The organism is Actinospongiicola halichondriae, assembly GCF_049103745.1.
GTDB classification, from domain to species: domain Bacteria; phylum Actinomycetota; class Acidimicrobiia; order Acidimicrobiales; family Salinilacustritrichaceae; genus Salinilacustrithrix; species Salinilacustrithrix halichondriae.
On sequence record NZ_CP171622.1, the window covers coordinates 518,325 to 536,725 of the forward strand.

The 18,401-nt window shown below is 69.4% G+C and carries 19 protein-coding genes; 8 read left to right on the top strand and 11 right to left on the bottom strand.

What is annotated here, in order from left to right; translation table 11 throughout:
* Positions 1-2 precede the first annotated feature (2 nt).
* Positions 3-1,523, top strand: coding sequence for a N,N-dimethylformamidase beta subunit family domain-containing protein (locus AB8619_RS02730; RefSeq protein WP_436794923.1), 1,521 nt, complete (start codon positions 3-5; stop codon positions 1,521-1,523).
* A 30-nt stretch (positions 1,524-1,553) separates the two neighbouring features.
* Here the strand turns inward: AB8619_RS02730 and AB8619_RS02735 are convergent, their stop codons facing one another.
* Positions 1,554-2,534: a transglycosylase SLT domain-containing protein gene (locus AB8619_RS02735; RefSeq protein ID WP_436794924.1), complete on the bottom strand. Its 981-nt coding sequence runs from the start codon at positions 2,532-2,534 to the stop codon at positions 1,554-1,556.
* A 69-nt stretch (positions 2,535-2,603) separates the two neighbouring features.
* On the opposite strand from AB8619_RS02735, the gene AB8619_RS02740 reads away from it, so the two are divergent.
* Both AB8619_RS02740 and AB8619_RS02745 read left to right on the top strand, forming a co-directional pair.
* On the top strand, positions 2,604-3,035 hold the full coding sequence (locus AB8619_RS02740; protein ID WP_436794925.1) for a DUF4395 domain-containing protein: 432 nt from the start codon (positions 2,604-2,606) through the stop codon (positions 3,033-3,035).
* On the top strand, positions 3,035-3,418 hold the full coding sequence (locus AB8619_RS02745) for a thioredoxin family protein (protein ID WP_436794926.1): 384 nt from the start codon (positions 3,035-3,037) through the stop codon (positions 3,416-3,418). Before AB8619_RS02740 ends, AB8619_RS02745 begins: the two co-directional genes overlap by 1 nt.
* A 3-nt stretch (positions 3,419-3,421) precedes the next feature.
* On the opposite strand, the gene AB8619_RS02750 is transcribed toward AB8619_RS02745, so the two are convergent.
* Positions 3,422-4,639, bottom strand: a complete 1,218-nt coding sequence (locus AB8619_RS02750) for a PQQ-dependent sugar dehydrogenase (protein WP_436794927.1) — start codon at positions 4,637-4,639, stop codon at positions 3,422-3,424.
* Positions 4,636-5,499, bottom strand: coding sequence for an acyl-CoA thioesterase II (tesB, locus tag AB8619_RS02755; RefSeq protein ID WP_436794928.1), 864 nt, complete (start codon positions 5,497-5,499; stop codon positions 4,636-4,638). The genes AB8619_RS02750 and tesB overlap by 4 nt, the downstream gene beginning before the upstream one ends.
* Positions 5,500-5,618: 119 nt before the next feature.
* Here tesB and AB8619_RS02760 point away from each other — a divergent pair, with 119 nt between their 5' ends.
* Positions 5,619-6,077: a GtrA family protein gene (locus AB8619_RS02760; RefSeq protein ID WP_436794929.1), complete on the top strand. Its 459-nt coding sequence runs from the start codon at positions 5,619-5,621 to the stop codon at positions 6,075-6,077.
* A gap of 36 nt (positions 6,078-6,113) precedes the next feature.
* A complete protein-coding gene (locus AB8619_RS02765; protein WP_436796339.1) occupies positions 6,114-6,728 on the top strand; it encodes a class I SAM-dependent methyltransferase in 615 nt (204 codons plus the stop codon).
* On the opposite strand, the gene AB8619_RS02770 is transcribed toward AB8619_RS02765, so the two are convergent.
* The 5 genes from AB8619_RS02770 to AB8619_RS02790 all read right to left on the bottom strand — a co-directional run bounded on the left by AB8619_RS02770 (position 6,653) and on the right by AB8619_RS02790 (position 12,983).
* Complete coding sequence (locus AB8619_RS02770; protein WP_436794930.1) at positions 6,653-8,662, bottom strand: hypothetical protein; 2,010 nt, start codon at positions 8,660-8,662, stop codon at positions 6,653-6,655. The two genes, AB8619_RS02765 and AB8619_RS02770, sit on opposite strands and share 76 nt — an antisense overlap.
* Positions 8,659-9,720, bottom strand: a complete 1,062-nt coding sequence (locus AB8619_RS02775; protein WP_436794931.1) for a prenyltransferase — start codon at positions 9,718-9,720, stop codon at positions 8,659-8,661. Before AB8619_RS02775 ends, AB8619_RS02770 begins: the two co-directional genes overlap by 4 nt.
* Positions 9,717-10,484 (bottom strand): class I SAM-dependent methyltransferase, encoded by a 768-nt coding sequence (locus AB8619_RS02780; protein WP_436794932.1) that lies wholly within the window; start codon positions 10,482-10,484, stop codon positions 9,717-9,719. The genes AB8619_RS02775 and AB8619_RS02780 overlap by 4 nt, the downstream gene beginning before the upstream one ends.
* Positions 10,484-11,809, bottom strand: a complete 1,326-nt coding sequence (locus AB8619_RS02785) for a glycosyltransferase family 4 protein (RefSeq protein WP_436794933.1) — start codon at positions 11,807-11,809, stop codon at positions 10,484-10,486. The genes AB8619_RS02780 and AB8619_RS02785 overlap by 1 nt, the downstream gene beginning before the upstream one ends.
* A gap of 61 nt (positions 11,810-11,870) precedes the next feature.
* Positions 11,871-12,983, bottom strand: a complete 1,113-nt coding sequence (locus tag AB8619_RS02790) for a DUF2855 family protein (RefSeq protein ID WP_436794934.1) — start codon at positions 12,981-12,983, stop codon at positions 11,871-11,873.
* A gap of 135 nt (positions 12,984-13,118) precedes the next feature.
* Between AB8619_RS02790 and AB8619_RS02795 the strand changes: the two genes are divergently transcribed.
* Positions 13,119-13,973, top strand: a complete 855-nt coding sequence (locus tag AB8619_RS02795) for a hypothetical protein (protein WP_436794935.1) — start codon at positions 13,119-13,121, stop codon at positions 13,971-13,973.
* A gap of 57 nt (positions 13,974-14,030) precedes the next feature.
* On the opposite strand, the gene AB8619_RS02800 is transcribed toward AB8619_RS02795, so the two are convergent.
* A complete protein-coding gene (locus AB8619_RS02800) occupies positions 14,031-14,834 on the bottom strand; it encodes an aldose 1-epimerase (RefSeq protein ID WP_436794936.1) in 804 nt (267 codons plus the stop codon).
* Positions 14,835-14,855: 21 nt separating this feature from the next.
* Between AB8619_RS02800 and dtd the strand changes: the two genes are divergently transcribed.
* On the top strand, positions 14,856-15,293 hold the full coding sequence (gene dtd, locus AB8619_RS02805) for a D-aminoacyl-tRNA deacylase (RefSeq protein ID WP_436794937.1): 438 nt from the start codon (positions 14,856-14,858) through the stop codon (positions 15,291-15,293).
* 65 nt (positions 15,294-15,358) lie between these two features.
* Positions 15,359-16,162 carry a hypothetical protein gene (locus tag AB8619_RS02810; RefSeq protein WP_436794938.1) on the top strand — a complete coding sequence of 268 codons (804 nt, stop codon included), beginning with the start codon at positions 15,359-15,361 and terminating at the stop codon, positions 16,160-16,162.
* Between the two features lie 3 nt (positions 16,163-16,165).
* On the opposite strand, the gene lnt is transcribed toward AB8619_RS02810, so the two are convergent.
* Both lnt and AB8619_RS02820 read right to left on the bottom strand, forming a co-directional pair.
* Positions 16,166-17,605 (bottom strand): apolipoprotein N-acyltransferase, encoded by a 1,440-nt coding sequence (gene lnt / locus AB8619_RS02815; protein WP_436794939.1) that lies wholly within the window; start codon positions 17,603-17,605, stop codon positions 16,166-16,168.
* Positions 17,606-17,649: 44 nt separating this feature from the next.
* Positions 17,650-18,360, bottom strand: coding sequence for a class E sortase (locus tag AB8619_RS02820; protein WP_436794940.1), 711 nt, complete (start codon positions 18,358-18,360; stop codon positions 17,650-17,652).
* Between the last annotated feature and the right edge of the window lie 41 nt (positions 18,361-18,401).

Here is an 18,401-nt window from a genome sequence, read left to right on the forward strand (position 1 = left end):
CCATGCCTCGCGCCGAAGTCCATGGATACTGCTGGCCCCAGTCGGCGGCCGCCGGTGAGCGGGTCGACCTCCATCTGTCCGCGACCGCGCTCGACGGTGACGACCGTCCGGTCCGGGTCGAGATCGCCCGCGTGGGAGCGACCCGAGACGTCGTCCACCGCGAGACGGTCGATGTCGGCGATCATCCGACACCCGACGACGCTGCCGCTGCTGGATGCGGGTGGCCGGCCGGGGCATCGGTCGTGGTCCCCGACACCTGGCGTTCTGGCTACTACGAAGTGCTGCTCGAGATCGACGACGGCGACAAGGTGCGGACGAGCCACGCGTTCTTCGTCGTCCGTCCGACCGCACCCACTGCGAAGGCGTTGCTCGCGCTGTCGACCAACACGTGGCATGCGTACAACGACTTCGGTGGTCCCAATCTCTACACCGGCGGGACACACGTCTCGCTCCAGCGTCCGATGGCGCGTGGGTATCTCCACAAGCCGCCGGGACAGGGTCGGCGGGTGACGACGATGCAGCCGCCCGATCCCCAGATGGCGGCGCACCGCGGCTATGTGCAGATCAACCATCTGTCGGGGTACGCCGGGTCGGCAGGCTGGCCCGACTGGGAGGAACCGTTCATCGCATGGTGCGAGCGTGAGGGCCATGCGCTCGACATCTGCACCAACGCCGATCTCGAGGATCACCCCGAGTTGGTCGAGGGCTATCCGTTGCTCCTCTCGGTCGGCCACGACGAGTACTGGTCGGCGGGGATGCGGGACACGGTCGAGGCGCACACTGCCCGTGGCGGCAACGTCGCCTTCTTCTCGGGCAACACGTCGTTCTGGCAGGTTCGACTCGAGGACCGGATCGACGGCGGGCCCGGGTCGGTGATGGTCGGCTACAAGGCGCAGTTCAAGAACGACCCCGTGTGGGACACCGACCGTCAGGCCGAGGCCACGACCATGTGGTCGGACCACGCGGTCGAGCGCCCGGAGAACCACATGACCGGCGTGACGTTCAGTCGCGGTGGCTACCACCGGATCGGGAAGGTCATCACCAACGGGTCCGGTGGCTACACCATCCATCGGGCGGACCACTGGATCTTCGACGGCACCGGGCTCGGCTATGGCGACCTCCTCGGCCACGACGTGACCGTGGTCGGCTACGAGTGTGACGGCTGTGCGTTCACCTATCGCGACGGGCTGCCCTACCCGACGCACGAGGACGGGACTCCCGAGTCGTTCGAGATCCTCGGCACCGCCCCCGCAGCGCACTTCACTCGCGAGACCGCGACGCGTCCGCCCCCGCCGGGTGCTCCATCCGAGGTCGAGTACGTGGCGTCGCGTGTCTTCGGGACGCGCGACCAGTGGGCGGTCGACAAGATCTCCCACGGACACGCAGTGCTCGGGGCATGGACGTCGGCTTCCGGCGGAACGGTGATCACGTCGGGCTCGACCGACTGGGCGCACGGTCTCGCCGGTCGTGATCCTCAGATCGAACAGATCACCCGCAACATCCTCGATCGCCTCACCCGCTGACCCGACGGCTGTCGCGACGACGGACCGGCGTCAGGCGGTGTCGGTGCCCAGGTGGTGGTCGGGGTTGGCGGCCACGTAGTCGGTCACCGGGATCCGCTCGAGTTGCTCGAACCCCGACGGCAACCACACGTCGCCGGAGGTCGACAGGTACACGACCTGCCAGTGGTAGAAGCCGTTGAAGGCGGCCGGGTCCTCGGCCATGACCGCGGCGTACTGCTTGACGCCCTCGACGTAGCGGTCGCTGTGGTTGTAGTTCCACAGTGCGGTGTCGATGTCGCCTCGACCGCCGCCGTTGTGGGCCAGGTACCGCGCCGCACCGAAGATCGCATCGTGGGGGTCGTTGATGTCGCCGCCGGCGCCGAACGCCTCCCAGGTCGCGGGCATGAACTGCATCGGACCCTGCGCCCCGGCGACCGACGTACCCCGGATGCGACCCATGCCGGTCTCGACCAGGTTGACGGCGGCGAGGACCTCCCAGGGCACGCCGAACTCGGCCTCGGCCTCGCGGTAATACGAGAGGAGCTCCTCCGCGGGTGGGGGATCGACGATCCGCCACGGCGGCAGCGTGTCGGACAAGGTGCGGTGCATCGAGCGGAACTGGCGCCGCGCCGTGGTGTTCGCACGGACCGTGGTCCGCAGGTCGTCCGGGACCGCCTCGAGCACGGCGGCGTCCCAGTCGGGGGCGCGTCCGAGTTGACGGTAGAACTGTTGCAGTTCGAAGGCGGCGGCCTGGACATCGGGGAGCGGCGATGCGGGGTCCCGGGTGATGCGCTCGGCCTCGACGATGCCCGCCGCCAGTTCGACCGGGTCGGCTGCCGGCTCGACGGCTCTCGGAGCAGCGGGAACCGTGATCGTGGTGGTCGTCGGGGCGGTCGTGGTCGTGGTCGACGTTGACGAGGTCGTCGTCGGGTCTGCGGCGCGCTCGGTGGTCGAGGTCCCCTCGTCTGCAGCGCAGGCGGCGACGAGCAGGACGGCGACGAGCAGCGCCGTGGCGATTCGGCGGGTGCGCACGTCGTTCATCGTAGAGATCTGGGTGCCCGGGGAATAGTCGACCCAGCAGGTCATGTTTACAATGGCGTGATGCAGCCGAAGCCCATCGACCCTCGTGCACCCCGGTTCAACCAGGCCGTGCTGACGGCCGCCCTGCTGGCGGGATTCGTCGCCGACCTCCGGGTCGTCGTGCCGATCTTTGCGGTCGTCTTGTTCCTCGGCGCCGCGTTCGGTCCGCAGTACGGACCGTTCCTCCGGATCTACGGCGCACTGATCAAGCCGCGGCTCGCCCCGCCCCGATTCCTCGAGGACCCCCGCCCGCCCCGGTTCGCAGCCACCGTCGGTGTCTGCTTCCTGTCCGCTGCGACGCTCGCGTTCGCCGCCGGCGCCCCGGGGTTGGCGTGGGGCCTGGCGCTGATCGTCGCCGCACTGGCCGGTCTCGCCGCCTCGACCGGCATCTGCGTGGGCTGCGAGATGTGGCTCTTCGTGGCCCGCCGTCGTGGTGTCGAGGTGGTGGCGTGATGCGCCTGCTCCTCGTCGTGGCCCTCCTGGCCGTCTTCGCCGTGGCGAAGGTCTGGTACGACCGGCGGTCGGCATCGCTCAGCGATCGGTCGTCCCTCGACCTCCCGAACCTCCCCGACCGCCTGCGCGGTCCGGGCCGGACGTGGGTCGTCTTCGCGACCGAGTTCTGTGCGACGTGCGGGCCGGTGGCCGATCGCCTCCGTGCGCTGCACCCCGACGACACGGTTCACAAGGTCCTGGTCGAGGACGATCCCGCCCTCGCCGACTCCTACGCCGTCCGCACCGCTCCGACGCTGCTCGAGGTCGCACCATCCGGTGCCGTCGTGCACTCGGTCGCCGGCGCCGAGCCGGTGCTGCGCCACGTCGGCGCCCTCGCCGTGTAGTCGTCAGGCGGCTTCGATGCGGTAGACGTCGCCGGTCTGGGAGAGCACGAGGAGTTCGCCGTCGGAGTCGACGCCGAACGAGATCGGTGTCCCGACGTCGACGTCGAAGGTGTGCTCCTCCACCAGTTCGCCGCCGCCGGCCCGCAGCGCCCGGACCGTCGAACGGCACAGGTCGGCGAACAGATACGCACCCTGCAGGTCGGGGATGGCCGAGCCGCGGTAGACGAACCCGCCGGTGATCGAGCAACCGCCGTCGTCGTGGGAGTACTCGAACACCGGGAGGGTCGAATCGTCCGGTGCCGATCCCTCGAATGCGTGGGTGCCCTCGAGGGCGTTCCACCCGAGGTTGGCGCCGAGGCCTGCGCCGTCGGCTGCGGGGAGCACGGTGATCTCCTCCCAGGTGTTCTGGCCGACGTCGGCGACCCAGAGATCGTCGGTCTCCGAGTCGAAGGCGATGCGCCACGGGTTGCGGACCCCGAAGAGGTAGATCTCCGGCGCGCCGCCGCCGTCGGCGAACGGGTTGTCGTCGGGGATGCCGTAGGCCTTGCCGTCGGCAGGCGCGCTCGGGTCGATCCGCAGGATGGAACCGAGCAGCGTCGAGGTGTCCTGCGCGTTGCCCTCGGGGTCGCCGCGGCTGCCGCCGTCGCCGAGCGCGATGTAGAGCATCCCGTCCGGTCCGAGGTGCACGTCACCACCGTTGTGGTTGCTGAACGGCTGCGTGACCTGCAGCAACGTCCTGACACTGTCGAGATCTGCCGTGCCGTCGGCGAACGCGTATTCGGCGATCATCGTGTCGCCGTCCGAGTCGGAGTACGACACGTAGACGTCGCCCCCGTCCGCGCTGAAGGCGAAGCCGAGGAATCCCTGCTCGCCGTCGTCGGTGACGAGATCGGTGATGTCGAGGGCCACGTCGCCGGACTCTGCGTCGAGGATCCGTCCCGCCTTCTCCGCGATGAACGCGGTGCCGTCGGGATGCGTGCGGTAGCTGATCGGGACGTCGAACGAGCCCACGGACCGGACCGTGAGATCGATGTCGGCCAAGGAACCCGGTCCGGCGTCCGACGGCGTGGACCCGTCACTCTGTTCGGGCTGGTCGGTCTGTCCGGGCTGGTCGGTCTGGGGAGCTGCATCGTCGTCGTCGGACGAACAGGCCGTGGTGAACAACAGGAGTGCGGCGATCGCTCCGCCGACCCGCATGGCTGGCGTGGAGATGCGGGTCATTTCGTGGTGCGCATGCGACGGATCAGGCCCTCTTGGACGACGGAGATGAGCAGGTTGCCGTCAGGATCCCACATGAGTCCTCGGGCGATGCCGCGGCCCCCGGACGCCGACGGGGTGTCCTGGTCGTAGAGGATCCACTCGTCGGCCCGGAAGGGGCGGTGGAACCACATCGCGTGGTCGAGGCTGGCCATGAACACGTCGGGGTCGTGCCAGGTGCCGTGGGGGAGCAGTGCGGTGTCGAGCAGCGTCATGTCCGACGCATAGGTCACCAGGCAGGCGTGGAGCAGCGGGTCGTCGCCGAGCGTGCCGGCGGCTCGCATCCACACCCGCTGGCGAGGAGGGAGTTCGGCGCGACGATCCTCGGGCTCCCAGTCGACGTAGCGCATGTCGATGGCCCGAGGACGGTCGTACCAGTCGCCCAGCTGGTCCTTCATGTGGGCGTAGCGGGTGGCGAAGTCGGGAAGGGTCTCCGGCGGCGGCGTGTCGCCCACGGGCGACTCGAACTGGTGCTCGAAACCCTCCTCCGGGGTCTGGAAGCTCGCCGACATGTGGAAGATCGCCTTGCCGTGCTGGATGGCGACCACGCGGCGGGTCGTGAACGAACGACCGTCGCGGATCCGGTCCACCTCGTAGAGGATCGGCGTCCCGGGATCGCCGGCCCGGAGGAAGTAGGCGTGCAGCGAGTGGACGGTGTGGCCGTCGTCAACCGTACGAGCGGCGGCGACGAGCGACTGACCCGCCACCTGGCCGCCGAAGGTGCGCTGGCGGTCCTCGTCCGGTGACTGGCCGCGGAAGATGTTCATCTCGATCGGTTCGAGGTCGAGGAGACGGACGACACCGTCGAGTGCACGTTGGTCCATGCGTTCATCTTGGCGCACGGCCATCTCGACGCACCGTGCCGTCGGGCACGGTGGGCGCCCTCTGGGTCATCTGGCCCACCCGATTTCAGATCCGATCCGAGAGCGACGATGCTTGTTCGATGGAATGGGTGAAGGACCGACTCGGGGGCGTCGAATGGTTCCGAGCGCTGCGGTATTCCGCGGTCTCGATCGTCGGCGTCGTGGTCACCCAGGTGCTGCTCTTCGGCGCGCACGGCGTCTTCGGACTCGAGGCCGTTCCGGCCAACACGCTCGCGGTGTCCGTCGCCGCCATCCCGGTGTTCTTTCTCAATCGTGCCTGGGTGTGGCAGTTGAACGGACGGAGCTCGTTCCGGCGTGAGGTGGTCCCGTTCTGGGGCTTCACCCTCGCCGGTCTGGCCTTGTCGACCCTCGCCGTGGCCGTCGTCTCGTCGATGACCTCGGCGACGCTCGCCGTGTCGGCGGCCAACATCGGCGCCTTCGGCGTGCTGTGGGTGGCCAAGTTCTTCGTGCTCGACGAGGTCGTGTTCGCGGCAGCAGCCGCAGCGTCCGGCGACGAGATGGTCGGGATCACGTCCTAGCGCAGCGACGTCGTAGGGTCCGTCGCCGTGCCCAGCATGGATCCTGACGTCCTCACCGCCGCCGAAGCTGCCCGCGGCTTCATGCCGCCCGACGAAGGCCTCGCGCTCTTCGACGCCGCGTCGGCGGTCGCGGTCGACGGCCCGTTCCTCGAGATCGGCAGCTACTGCGGCAAGTCGAGCATCTACCTGGGTGCGGCGGCTCGCGACCGCGCGACGGTGCTGTTCGCGCTCGACCACCACCGTGGGTCGGAGGAGAACCAACCGGGCTGGGAGTTCCACGAGCCGGATCTCGTGGATCCGGAGGTCGGTCGGATCGACACGCTCCCGAGGTTCCGCCGAGCTGTCCACGATGCCGGCCTCGAATCACACGTCGTCGCCATCGTCGGCGACTCTCCGACGGTGGGATCGCACTGGACCACGCCGCTGGCGTTCCTGTTCATCGACGGAGGGCACGGCCGGGAGCCGGCACATGCCGACTTCGACCGGTGGGTGCCGCATGTGGTGTCCGGCGGGACGCTCGCGATCCACGACGTCTTCCCCGACCCCGCCGACGGCGGCCAACCGCCCTACGAGCTCTACCTGCGAGCGGTTGCCGGCGACTTCGAGCCGGTCTCGGCCACGGGCTCGCTGCGCGTCCTGCGCCGACGCTGAATCCACCATCCGGCGGCGGCGAGAACGCTGATGCCGGTGATGGCCCGCCCGGCCGGACCGGCTGCGCTCTCGCGGAACCGGAGCGTCACGTCGTGGTCGCCGGAACCGAGCTCGATCTCGACCCTCCCGTGGATCGACCGGCCGACGTCGACCGTCTCTCCGTCGACGGTCGCGTGCCACGAGGGTGAGTAGCCGAGCGCGAACTCCACCGGACCATCGCTGTCACGCTCGACCATGACGTCGTAGGTATCGAGGTCGTAGCCGACGATCTGCGAGCGACCGGTGAGTGCGAGCGTCCCGGTGGGTCGGTCCGGTCGCGACTCGATCCGCCACAGCGACAGCGAGTCCGACTCGAGGAGGGGTCGGAGACGTTCGTTGCCGTGGAGAAGGGCTGCCTTCTCGTCGTTCCCGGTCACGATGTGCGTGGCCCCGAGCAGTCGGACGTCGTCGATCCACGGCTCGACGGCCTCGTCCGGCGGTCCGTTGGACGCCACGCTCACCGTTCCCGATCCGGGTGCGTACTCGGGCCCGAACGGGGTCGTGGAACTCCGGTCCGCCTTCCACGCCAACCATCGCTGGGGCTCGGGGACACCGAGGTCGTTCGTTCCGCCGTCGATCCACGCGAAGCGGGCGCTGTCGGGGACGTCGTCGGCGAGGATGCGGGCAGCGGCCTGCAGGTCGTCGATCGGCCGGTAGCGGTCGACGGGCCCGATCTCGAGCGTCGTGACCGACCGGAACGTCACGGCGGCGATGATCGCGAACAGCGCAACCGAGGTCGCCACCGCTGGCAAGCGTCTCCGGAGCCGTTCGGGGGTCGTCGACAGCCAGTCCTCGAGATTGACCGCGACGGCCGGCGCGGCCAGTACGGCGACGAACACCAGGCCGCGGTTGGGGAGTTGCCGGCCCACGTCGTTGTCGATCCCGAGGATCCCATGGGCGAGATGCAACAGCACGAAGGCGGAGACGGGGATCAGCGCGAGCGACAGCACGCGTCGGTCGCGATGGACGATGGCGTCGGCCACTGCCGAGACCACACCCAACGTCGCGATCGGACCCGCGATGCCCCGCCAGCCCCGCTCTCCGGTGATCAACAACTCGATGTGCTCCCACACCCCGGGGAGGGTGAACGAGGTCACCGGGCCCCGCAGGTCGCTGTGCACCGTCGCCGGCAGCCACCACCATGCCGAGAGCCCGACCGTCCACACCGCGGCGACGAAGAGGACCCGCCAGCCCCGCCGGTCGACGGTGCCCTGGATCCACACCGCGAGCAGGACGACCGGTATGAACATCGCGAGGACGAGGAGCGAGAGCGGGTGGGTGAGTGCGAGCGCCGACACGGTGAACGCCAGCGGGAGCGGCCCGCGCCGGCTGTTGCTCGTCGAGGCCCGGTTCACCCGCTCGACGATCATCGCCAGAGCGAGGACGACGAGTGGCATCGCCACCTGCTGCGCTGCGAGCCCGGTGGCGAAGGTGCCGTCGATGCCGCCGCCTCGTGTCGAGCCGGCTGCCAGGGAGAGCACGCCAGCAGCCATGGCGGCGATCGGTTGCAGTCCGAGCCCCCGTGCGAGCCGTGCCGTGGCGAACGGGGTGGCGACGTAGGCGACGACCAGGACCAACTCGAGCGCTCCCGCGTCGCTCACCAGGCCGAAGGTGACGACGTGCGCCAGGCCGATGAGGATCGTCAGACCCGGCCCGTAGAACAGGAAGAGCTGGTACCCCAGCATCGACGACGGATACCACGCATCGAACCGTCCACTGCCGAACACCTCGCGCAGGCCGAAGCTGCTCCGTTGGAGATGTCCGGTGATGTCATTGCCCGGCGCGAGTTCGCCGCCGGGCAGGATCCGCAGTGCCCACGCCGCGATCAAGACGGTGATGACGTCGGCAGCCCAACGCAGCCACCGCGGGTCCCGATCGACGACGGGTGCGGTCAATCGGGGAGGTGCGGCACCGGTGCCGGGAGCACCGCGTCGTGGTCGGCGAAGAGCGCGGCCGACGGCGACGAGCCGTCGAGCGCCTCGGCGGCGAGGATCACCGCGGCGGCCGAGTACGTGGAGCGCTCGTCGGCGGGGAAGTGGACCTCCTGGGGGTACACGATCCCGGTCCAGTAGTGGCCGTCGTCGAGCCGCTGCGTCTGGGCATGGGCGAAGAGTTCGCGGGCTCGGTCCTCCATGCCGACGCTCAGATACGCCATGGCGCACTCGCACGTCTCGGCCGTGGTGATCCACGGACGGTCGGAGACGCAGCGGATGCCCTTGTCGTCGGCGGCGAAGGTCTCGTAGCGCGACTCGAGGTGCTCGCGGCCCGTGGCTCCACCGACGGCGCCGGCGAGCACCGGGTAGTACCAGTCCATGGCCCAGCGATGCTTCGGGGCGAAGGCGTCGGGAACGTTGCCGACGACGTGGGTCAGCGCCGCGCTCGACGTCTCCCACTCGGGCCGCTCGTGGCCGAGTGCCCGGGCGATGGCGATGGCGCACCGGAGGCTGTGCGAGATGCTCGACGAGCCCGTCAGCAGGGCGAACGACCACGGCGTGCCGTCGGCGTGCCGGGCCCACAGGATCTCGCCCCGGGGCGTCTGGAGGTCGAGCACGAAGTCGATGGCCGCCTCGACGGTGGGCCACAGCGTCTCGAGGAACCCGGTGTCCTTGTGGCGCAGGAAGTGGTGGTAGACGCCGGCGGCGACGTAGGCGCAGACGTTGGCGTCGAGCTTGTCCTGCTCGACGCTCACTGTGCCGTCGTCGGCCTCGACGTAGTACTGGTGCCAGGCGCCGTCCGGACGCTGGAGCCCCATGAGCCACTCGTAGGCCCGTTCGGCCTCGGCCCGGTGGCCGCCGATGTCGAGCGCCATCGCGGCCTCGACGTGGTTCCACGCGTCGGCGTGTCCGCCCGGGAACCAGGGGATCATCCCCGACGGGTGCTGCCAGTCCGCGATCGCGCCCGCCGTGTCGTGGACGTCGGTCGCCGAGATGAGCCCGTCGACGGACGGAGTCATGCGGCCGCGCCCGCCTTGGCTCGCGTCGAACCGCTGCCGGCGGCGGCGGGCTTGGTCGCGTAGACGATGAGGCTCTTGCCGATGACCGGATTCAACAGCGCTTCGGTGAGGCGGGTGGCCAGGGGACGATCGGTGATGTCCCAGACCAGGAGGCGGTGGTACGCCTTGACCAGCGGGTGGTCGTCGGAGTGCTGCGGATCGATCGCGCACCGGAGCCACCAGTACGGCGAGTGCAGCGCGTGCGCGTGGTGGGCGTCGCCCGGCTTGAGACCGGCCGCCCGCATCTTCCGACGCAGGTCGTTCTCGGTGTAGATGCGGACGTGGCCGCCCTCGACGAACGGTGCGTGGTACTCGTCGGAGAGCTTCCAACACAGCTGCTCGGCGAGCCAGGCGGGGACGGTGACGGCGATCGTGCCGCCGGGCTTGAGCACCCGCTGGAGCTCGCCCATCGCGGCTTCGTCGTCGGTGATGTGTTCGAGCACCTCGGCCGCGATGATGCGGTCGAAGGTGTTGTCGGGGAACGGGAGTCGCACGGCGTCGCCGCGGCAGGCGGCGCCGTCCTCGGCTCGTTCGATCTCTCCTGCGATGGCCATGGCGCCGCAGAGGTCGGCCACCTGGCGGAGTTCGTCGAGGTCGTAGTCGAAGGCGACGACGCGGGCACCGTTGCGCAGCGACTGGAACACGTGACGACCGGCGCCGCAGCCCAGATCGAGGATCAGCTCGCCCGGCTCGAGGCCGAGGCGGTCGTAGTCGACGGTCAGCATCAGACGAGACCTCCGGGGATGGTGACGCCGCTGGTGGCGTCGCTGGCGTCGATCTGGCCGAGACGGACCCGGTACTGCTCGACGGTGCGTTCGGCGGTGTGGCGCCAGCTCCAGTTGTCCTTGACCCGCTCGCGTCCGGCGAGGCCGATGGCACGCGACCGTTCGGGCTCCTCGAGCGCTTGGCGGATCCTGGAGGCGAGGGCGTCGCTGTCGCCGGGAGGCACGAGCATGGCGGTCTCGCCGTCGGGGCCGACGACCTCGGGGATCGCGCCGCCGGTGGTGGCGACGAGGGGGCAGCCGCACGACATGGCCTCGATGGCCGGGAGCGAGAAGCCCTCGTAGAGCGACGGCACGACGGCCAGCTCTGCCTCGGAGTACAGCTCGATGATGCGCCGCTCGGGGACGCCGGTCACGAACTCGACGTGGTCGCGTAGACCGAGCGCCTCGATGGCCTGGCTCGATGCCCCGCCGGGCTTCTCCTTGCCGATGACGACGAGGTGCAGGTCCTCGCGCTCGGTACGCAGCTTGGCCATGGCCTCGAGCAGGTACTTGAGGCCCTTCATGGTCACGTCGGCGCTCGCCGTGGTGACCAGTCGGCCGGGGATCCGCTCGATCTCGGGGAGGGGCTCGAACACGTCGGGATCGACGCCCACCGGGACGATGGCCATCTTGTCCGGATCGACCTCGTGGTCGGCGACGATGTCCTTGAACGAGTTGGACGACACGGTGACGACTCGCTGGAGGCGCTTGGCGACCCGGGTCTGCATCTTGGTGAACCCGTACCAGCGGCCGAGGCTCCACCGCCGGTAGCGGTTCGGCGCGTGGCTCATCTCGAGCCGACGGTCGACCGTGATCGGATGGTGCACGGTGGCGAGCACCGGCAGGCCCATCTTCTCGATCAGCAGCAGGCCATAGCCGAGGGTCTGGTTGTCGTGGACGATGTCGAAGTCACCCTTGCGATGCCGCAGGTGGTCCCAGGCACGCATCGAGAACGCCAGCGGCTCGGGGAACTGCCCGGCCGAGAACGTCATCAACTCGACGAAGTCCTTCCAGTCGTCGATCTCCCACAGGCCGGGCATCCGGGCCGGGAAGTGGTCGTTGTAGATGTCGAGGCTCGGCAGCTCGACGAGGGGCACCTCGTCGGGGAGCTCGGGGTAGGGCTGGCCTCCCAGGACCTCGACCGAGTGTCCGAGGTCGACGAGCGCCTTGGCGAGCTGGCGGACGTACACGCCCTGGCCGCCCACGTGGGGCTTCCCGCGGTAGGCGAGGAGAGCGATCCGAAGCGGCGCGAAGCCGTCTTCGCCGTGCGGGGCCTGCGTCTGCATAGCCGACAATCGTCGCCGTTCATTGACTGGGGGGTCAAGTGAGGAGGCCTCGGAGGCGGCGTCAGTCCTCGTGCATCGAGACGATGCGGCCCACGTCGGGGGGCACGGTGCCTCCGGCGACGTCGTGCCAGGTGCGCTCGGCGGCCTCCGGACCGTGGCTCCGCTCGACCCGCAGCCAGTCCCGGCTGCTCTCGACGAACGCCTCGAGCGCCGCTGCCGTGCGCTCCTGATAGCCGGCAGACCCCCAGGCCTCGACCCGCTTCGGGATCTCGGATGGGGCGAAGAACATCTGCGGTGCAGGGCCGTGCTCGATGTCGGCCGGCGGGGCGTCGTGATGGCTCATCCCGACGGCCATCGAGTACTGGAGATGGTCGCCCAGGCGCTCGTGCACCGCGGCCAGGACCGAGCGGTTCCCGGCCATGTCGATCACGACGGCGTCGCGGCCGCCGTCGATGCCGCTGAGGTCGTCGTAGGTGACGACGTCGTCGTACGAGCCGACCGAACGGACGAAGTCGGCATTGGCCGCCGAGGTCACGCCGACGACCCGGACGGCGCCGCGTGTCGAGGCGTTCTGGGCGAAGCCGATGGCCGTCTTGCTCGACGCCGACAGGACCACGACCGACTCGGCGCCGTGATAGGAGGCATCGGCGAAGAACTCGTCGGCCAGGAACCCGGTGAGGAACAGCCCGCGCAGGAGGGCGTGACGGTCCTCGGCGTCGATGTCCGGGTCGTCGGGAGAGGGTCCCGGATGATCCGGGTCGTTGCGGGTGTCTGTCCACGCCCGGTAGACGGCCGCATGCTGCTGGCGGTGCGGGCCGTCATCGCGGAGTCCGCTCGCCGTCGGGGCGACCAGGGCGGTCACGTACCCGGCCATCGGGAACCACCCGAAGTACCGCCCGCCCGGTTCGACTGCCGGGTTCGCCGACTCGACCACGCTGGCCCAACCCATCGCCGGGACTCGCCCCCAGGGCAGTTCGGTGGGGTGAAAGTCCCAGTAACCGAGCATGTCGCCGGCCACCGCGTACGTGATCGTGTTGGCGGTGACGGCGAACCGTTCGACCACGGCACGGACCTCACCCGGTGCGAGCGGGGCGAGGTCGACGTCGACGAGTCGCGTCGTGCTCACGTCGTTGCGGTCGACCTCGAGGACGGTGTCGGACTCCGGTGTGATCATCTCCGCAGTGTGGTCGACGATCGTGCGTGATGCCCTCCGCTTCGAGGTATCCGTCATCGTCGATCGGTGACGACGGAGCCCTAGAGTCGAGAGAACGCTCGGCGACCCTCATCGAGCACGGCGGAAGGAATCCAGATGAAGAAGGCTGTTGGTGCCCTCGCGGGCGCCGCGATGTTCCTCGGTGGTGCGGGTGTGGCTGGGGCCACGGAGTTCGCTCGGGGCGTTCCAGCGGAACGACCACCCATGACGCTGTCGCCCGAGACCGGGGTCCCGGGTAGCTCGTTCACGCTGTCAGGCGCGGACTGCACGTCGGGCGAGGTCTACGTCATCGCTCCCGGACCCTACGTCCAGAATTCGACGCCGGAGGCAGTGGTGGCGCCCGACGGGTCGTGGACGGCGGAATTCACGCTCGCTGACAACGTCGGACCCGACGTCACTGTCCGGATCGAAGCCGACTGCCTGGAGTCGGGCGGCGCGCAGTCGAGCGCGAGCGCGTTCCGGGGTGCGCAGTCCGAGAACATCCTGTTCGAGTACCAGACCGCGTACTTCACGGTCGTCGAGGACCCGACCCTGACGCTGTCCCCCGAGTCGGGCGAGCCGGGTTCCACGTTCACGGTGTCCGGCGGGACGTGCTTCAACCAGTTCGCGGATGAAGAGGTCACCGTCACCGCAGGTGGGGAGACGCAGGAGCTCACGGCGAACAGCGACGATGGAACCTGGAGCGCGACGTTCGATGTTCCCGACGACGCGGCCATCGGGTCCACGATCGACGTCGAAGCGACGTGCGCATTCCCCAACTACGACGACGACCTGCCGACCATCCGACGGGCTCCGTCCGGCGAGGCTCAGGTCGACACCTTCGACTACGACACCGCGGTGTTCACGGTGACGGGTGAGACGACGACCACCGGAGGCACGACGACGGCCACTGGCGCCGTCGGGGCCGCGGCGGCAACCCCCACGACGGCAACGCCGACCTTCACCGGTTGACGATCAGCTGACGCGCAGCCAGCCTCGCCGCTCCATCATCAAGGTCGGCGAGGCTGGTCAGTGCGCAACGTGGTCCCGTCGCCAGCGCCATGTCGTCGTGATCGTCCACGACTCGCCCGGTGCGATCTCGACGAGGTCATGGCCGGAGTTGTGCGAATCGGGCGGCGCGGACTGGGGTTCGACACACACGCCGCGGTCCTCCTCGTCGTACACGACGACGTGTCGGCAGTCCGACTCGACGGTCAGGGCGAGGATGCCCGGCCACCGCACGATCACCGGGCCGTCGAGATCGGTGAAGCAGTCATCCCAGGGTCCGTCCGGTGGGTCCACGAGCGTCCCGTCGGGGATGCCGTCCGGGTCTCGCCGCCACATCCGGGCGCCGGGGAGTTCGATCCGTGCGGTGGCGTCGCCGATCGTTCGGCGGAACCAGGGATGCCACCCGGCCGAGACGGGCATCGTCTGCACGTCGTCGTTCGTCACCGTGATCGTGAGATCGAGGTGGTCCGGGCCGAGGCGGACGGTCTGGTGTGCACGTCCCTTCCAGGGCCAGGCGTCGCCGAGGTCGGTCGTCGATGCGCCGGGGCCGTGCGACGTCCACGGACGGAGATACGTCGTGCCGTGGATGGCGTGTGGTGGGAGTCCCATCGGGAGACGAATCTCCTCGCCCCCGTGTTCGAATCGAGCGTGGTGTACCCGGCCGGCCCACGGGATCATCGGGAACGATCCCCACCGCATCGGGTCGTCGACCGCGGCGACCAGCAACTCGTGACCGTCGACGGTCAGTGAGGACAACCGTCCACCGGCGGCGCGATCGATCGTGAGCGAGGCATCGCCAGCGTGCAGTGTCTCGACAGGAGGCATCGGCGACCTACGTTGCCGGACATGCGTGCGGTGGTCCAGCGAGTGTCCTCAGCGTCGGTGTCGGTCGACGGCGAGGTCGTCGGCCAGATCGGTGCCGGTCTGCTCGTCCTCGTCGGAGTGACCCACGACGACGGACCCGACCAGGCCGTCAGGCTGGCCGCGAAGCTGGCGAAACTCCGTCTGCTCGACGACGCGGATGGCGTGATGAACGAGTCCGTGCTCGACCAGGCAGCCGAGGTGCTCGTGGTCAGCCAGTTCACCCTCTACGGCGACACCCGCAAGGGGAACCGTCCGTCCTGGCTGGCGGCTGCCCGACCCGAGCATGCGGAACCATTGGTCGATCGGCTCGTGGAGGAACTGCGGGGCATGGAGCTCACGGTCGAGACGGGTCGCTTCCGGACCGACATGTCGGTCTCGCTGGTCAACAACGGTCCGGCGACGGTCATCGTCGACTCGTGACGATGCTGCCCTAGAGTCGGCGGGCGCTCGACGACCTTCGTCGAGCACGGCGGAAGGAAAACCAGATGAAGAAGACGGTTGGCGCCCTCGCGGGCGTCGCGATGCTGCTCACGGGCGTGGGGGTGGCTGGCGCCACCGAGTTGGCCGGACCGATCGCGGAACCCGCGATGACGATGACGGTCGCTCCGGGCGAGGGCTTCGCCGGCACCACGTTCGAGGTGTCGGGTGAAGACTGCATCGGCGACGTCGAGCTCGAGGTCTGGGAGGAGTACGTCGAGAACTCGTATCGAGTCGTGGTGCCCGAGGTCGACGGATCGTGGTCGACCGAGTTCACGGTGTTCGACGACGTCGACGTGCACACGGTCATCTGGGTCGACGCAGACTGTGTCGGCAACTCGGAGGACGTTTCCTCCTACGAGAGCGCGTTCTTCGAGGTGATCCCGGACACGGCGTTGGACCTGTCGCCCGAGAGCGGACCGGCGAAGTCGTCGTTCGAGGTCAGCGGCACCGACTGCGTCCTCGAGGATGCGGAGGAATCCGTCACGGTGACGGCCGGCGACCTCGAGCAGACGGTGGCCCCGGGCGAGGCCGGCGACTGGACCGCGACCTTCATGGTCCCGGACGACGCCGCGATCGGCTCGACCATCGACGTCGAGGCCGTGTGCACCTTCTCCAACTTCCAGATGATGCGTTCGATCCGCCAGCTCCCCGCAGGCGGGAACGTCCAGACCTTCGACTACGACGCTGCGGTGTTCACGGTCACGGGTGAGACGACGACCACGCAGGGCACGACCACGACGACCGCGGCCGGCGCCGTCGAGGCCACCGCAGCGACGGCCACCACGGCGACGCCGACCTTCACCGGTTGACGATCAGCTGACGCGCAACCGGCCTCGCCGCTCCACGATCCAGGCGGCGGCGAGGCCGGCCAGCGCAAGCGCGATGGCCAGGTAGTCACCGACCCGCACGTAGATCGTCCGGCCGGTCCGCAGCTCGACGGTGTCGTACAGCACCGCTCGCTCCGAGACCGCCGTGCGCTGGAGCACATGACCGTCGGGATCGACCACGGCGCTGAAGCCGGTCGGTGCGATCTGGGTCACCCAGCGACCGTTCTCGATGGCCCGCATCCGTGAACTCGCGACCTGTTGCGTCTGGACCTGGGTGCCCGAGAACGACGCACCATTCGTGGGGTTGACGAGCAGTTGTCCACCGTGGTTGGTGGCGTCGCGTGCCCGCTCGCCGAAGAAGATCTCCCAGGAGATCGACACGCCGAGTCGACCGACCGGTGTGTCGACTACGGCGGGTGTCGTACCGATCGCCGCGTCGCGGGCCGGGAGGGCGTCTCCGGCGATCGACTCGAGCACGCCCCGGAACGGGACCCACTCGCCGAAGGGCACCCGCTCGACCTTCTCGTACCGATCGATCTCGTCCCCGGCCGGGTCGTAGACCACGGCCCAGTTCCGGAACGCGTCGCTGCCCTCGTCCTCGATCACGCCGGCCATGAACGTCGCGCCGCTGTCGCGGGCGAGATCCTGCAGCTGGGCCTCCTCGGGGCTGCCGACGAGGGTCGCGACGTCGACGACGTCTTCCGGCCACAACACGAGGTCGACGTCGCTGATGCCGTCCGAGGCCGCGAGGTGTCGCTCGAGCACGATGCCGTCCTCGGTCGTGGCCGCTCTCGTCCCCTGGGGTCCGCCGCCCTGGACGAGCGCCACGTCGAGGAACTCACCGGTTGGTTCACCGTCGGGTGCGGCGACGCCCACGAGGAGCACGACCACGGCGGAGGTCGCCAGCATCGCGGCCACCGACCAGTGGCGCTTCCAACAGGCGGCGAGGGCCGAGCCGACGACGACGGTCATGCCGACGACGAACAACGCCCCGCCCAGACGGAGCATCGGTGCGAGGATCCCGTCGACCTGCCCGATCGCCAGGTTCGACAACGGCACGCCGCCGAAGGGCCACCGCCACCGGAGCCACTCGGCGAGGATGATGCCGCCCGGATAGGCGAGGAACCGGCCGGGCCCCTTGGGGGCGAGGATCGTCCCGGTCGCCAGGAAACCGGCGTAGGTCATCGACGCGATCACATAGCCCGGCGCCGTGAGGTCCTTCATCCAGAACAGGGTCGGGAGCAGCAGCGCCAGCCACGCGATCCACGCTCGGCCGAGACGGACGATCCCGTCGGCGCCGTCGAGCACGTGGTCGAGGAGGGCGATGCCGGCGAAGGCCAGCGGCCAGAACCCCCAGGGCGGCGTGGCCGCGGCCAGGAGGAGGCCGGCGACGACGGCGAGCAGCGTGGGTGGGGGGCGGTGCATGGCGGCGGCGAGTCTGTCACCGCCCCGGCGCTCGGTGACAGCGCCTACAGGTCGCCGATGGGGCTTCCGGGCCCGATGGTGTCGAAGAACTCGATCGGCGTCGTGTTCTTGATCGTGAAGTGCCCGACGATGCGCTGGCGGGCCGAACCGCGTGGATGGCACGCGAAGAGCGTGGCCGTCCGCTCGTGGGTCTGTTCGATGATGTGGATGTCGGTCGGATAGACGATCTCGGTCCGATCGAGCACGTACACCGTCTCGGTCCCGTCGATGGTGAAGATCAGTTCGTCGCCCGGCACCAGTTCGTTCAACGCCCAGAACGGCTTCGAGTACGTCGTCCGGTGTCCGGCCACGACCACGTTGCCGACCTCTCCGGGCATCGCCGAGCCCGGCCAGTGACTCGGGCCCCGGTTGATGGCGGTGAGGGTGACGCCTTCGAACAGGGTCTGCGAGAGGCCGATGGCGGGGATCTCGAGCGTGCCGTGGCGGACCTCGGCGGTGGGGGCGTAGGGGTTCGACGGTGCCGGTTCCGGTTGGGGGAGCTCGATCGACGGGTCGATGTCCTCGGGACGCTGGACGTCGACGACGATGCCGGCCAGCGGATCCAGGTCGGTCTCGACCGGTTCTGCCGTCGACGCCAACGCAACCGCTGCAGCGGCGATGTTGTCGTCGGTCTGCGTCGTGAGGTCGACGGCGATGACGGCGACGTCGGCGATCAGGAGAGCCGCGATGGCAGCGCCCAGGGCGCGTGTCCGCATGGAGGTCTTGTACCACGCCGCGTGGGTGATCTCCTTCTCGC

Excerpts from the sequence above, each read along its gene's own strand:
- AB8619_RS02730 (WP_436794923.1), top strand. The coding sequence starts at position 3 with ATGCCTCGCGCCGAAGTCCATGGATACTGCTGGCCCCAGTCGGCGGCC.
- AB8619_RS02740 (WP_436794925.1), top strand. The coding sequence starts at position 2,604 with ATGCAGCCGAAGCCCATCGACCCTCGTGCACCCCGGTTCAACCAGGCC.
- AB8619_RS02745 (WP_436794926.1), top strand. The coding sequence starts at position 3,035 with ATGCGCCTGCTCCTCGTCGTGGCCCTCCTGGCCGTCTTCGCCGTGGCG.
- AB8619_RS02750 (WP_436794927.1), bottom strand. The coding sequence starts at position 4,639 with ATGACCCGCATCTCCACGCCAGCCATGCGGGTCGGCGGAGCGATCGCC.
- tesB (WP_436794928.1), bottom strand. The coding sequence starts at position 5,499 with ATGGACCAACGTGCACTCGACGGTGTCGTCCGTCTCCTCGACCTCGAA.
- AB8619_RS02760 (WP_436794929.1), top strand. The coding sequence starts at position 5,619 with ATGGAATGGGTGAAGGACCGACTCGGGGGCGTCGAATGGTTCCGAGCG.
- AB8619_RS02765 (WP_436796339.1), top strand. The coding sequence starts at position 6,114 with ATGGATCCTGACGTCCTCACCGCCGCCGAAGCTGCCCGCGGCTTCATG.
- AB8619_RS02775 (WP_436794931.1), bottom strand. The coding sequence starts at position 9,720 with ATGACTCCGTCCGTCGACGGGCTCATCTCGGCGACCGACGTCCACGAC.
- AB8619_RS02780 (WP_436794932.1), bottom strand. The coding sequence starts at position 10,484 with ATGCTGACCGTCGACTACGACCGCCTCGGCCTCGAGCCGGGCGAGCTG.
- AB8619_RS02785 (WP_436794933.1), bottom strand. The coding sequence starts at position 11,809 with ATGCAGACGCAGGCCCCGCACGGCGAAGACGGCTTCGCGCCGCTTCGG.
- AB8619_RS02790 (WP_436794934.1), bottom strand. The coding sequence starts at position 12,983 with ATGATCACACCGGAGTCCGACACCGTCCTCGAGGTCGACCGCAACGAC.
- AB8619_RS02795 (WP_436794935.1), top strand. The coding sequence starts at position 13,119 with ATGAAGAAGGCTGTTGGTGCCCTCGCGGGCGCCGCGATGTTCCTCGGT.
- AB8619_RS02800 (WP_436794936.1), bottom strand. The coding sequence starts at position 14,834 with ATGCCTCCTGTCGAGACACTGCACGCTGGCGATGCCTCGCTCACGATC.
- dtd (WP_436794937.1), top strand. The coding sequence starts at position 14,856 with ATGCGTGCGGTGGTCCAGCGAGTGTCCTCAGCGTCGGTGTCGGTCGAC.
- AB8619_RS02810 (WP_436794938.1), top strand. The coding sequence starts at position 15,359 with ATGAAGAAGACGGTTGGCGCCCTCGCGGGCGTCGCGATGCTGCTCACG.
- lnt (WP_436794939.1), bottom strand. The coding sequence starts at position 17,605 with ATGCACCGCCCCCCACCCACGCTGCTCGCCGTCGTCGCCGGCCTCCTC.
- AB8619_RS02820 (WP_436794940.1), bottom strand. The coding sequence starts at position 18,360 with ATGCGGACACGCGCCCTGGGCGCTGCCATCGCGGCTCTCCTGATCGCC.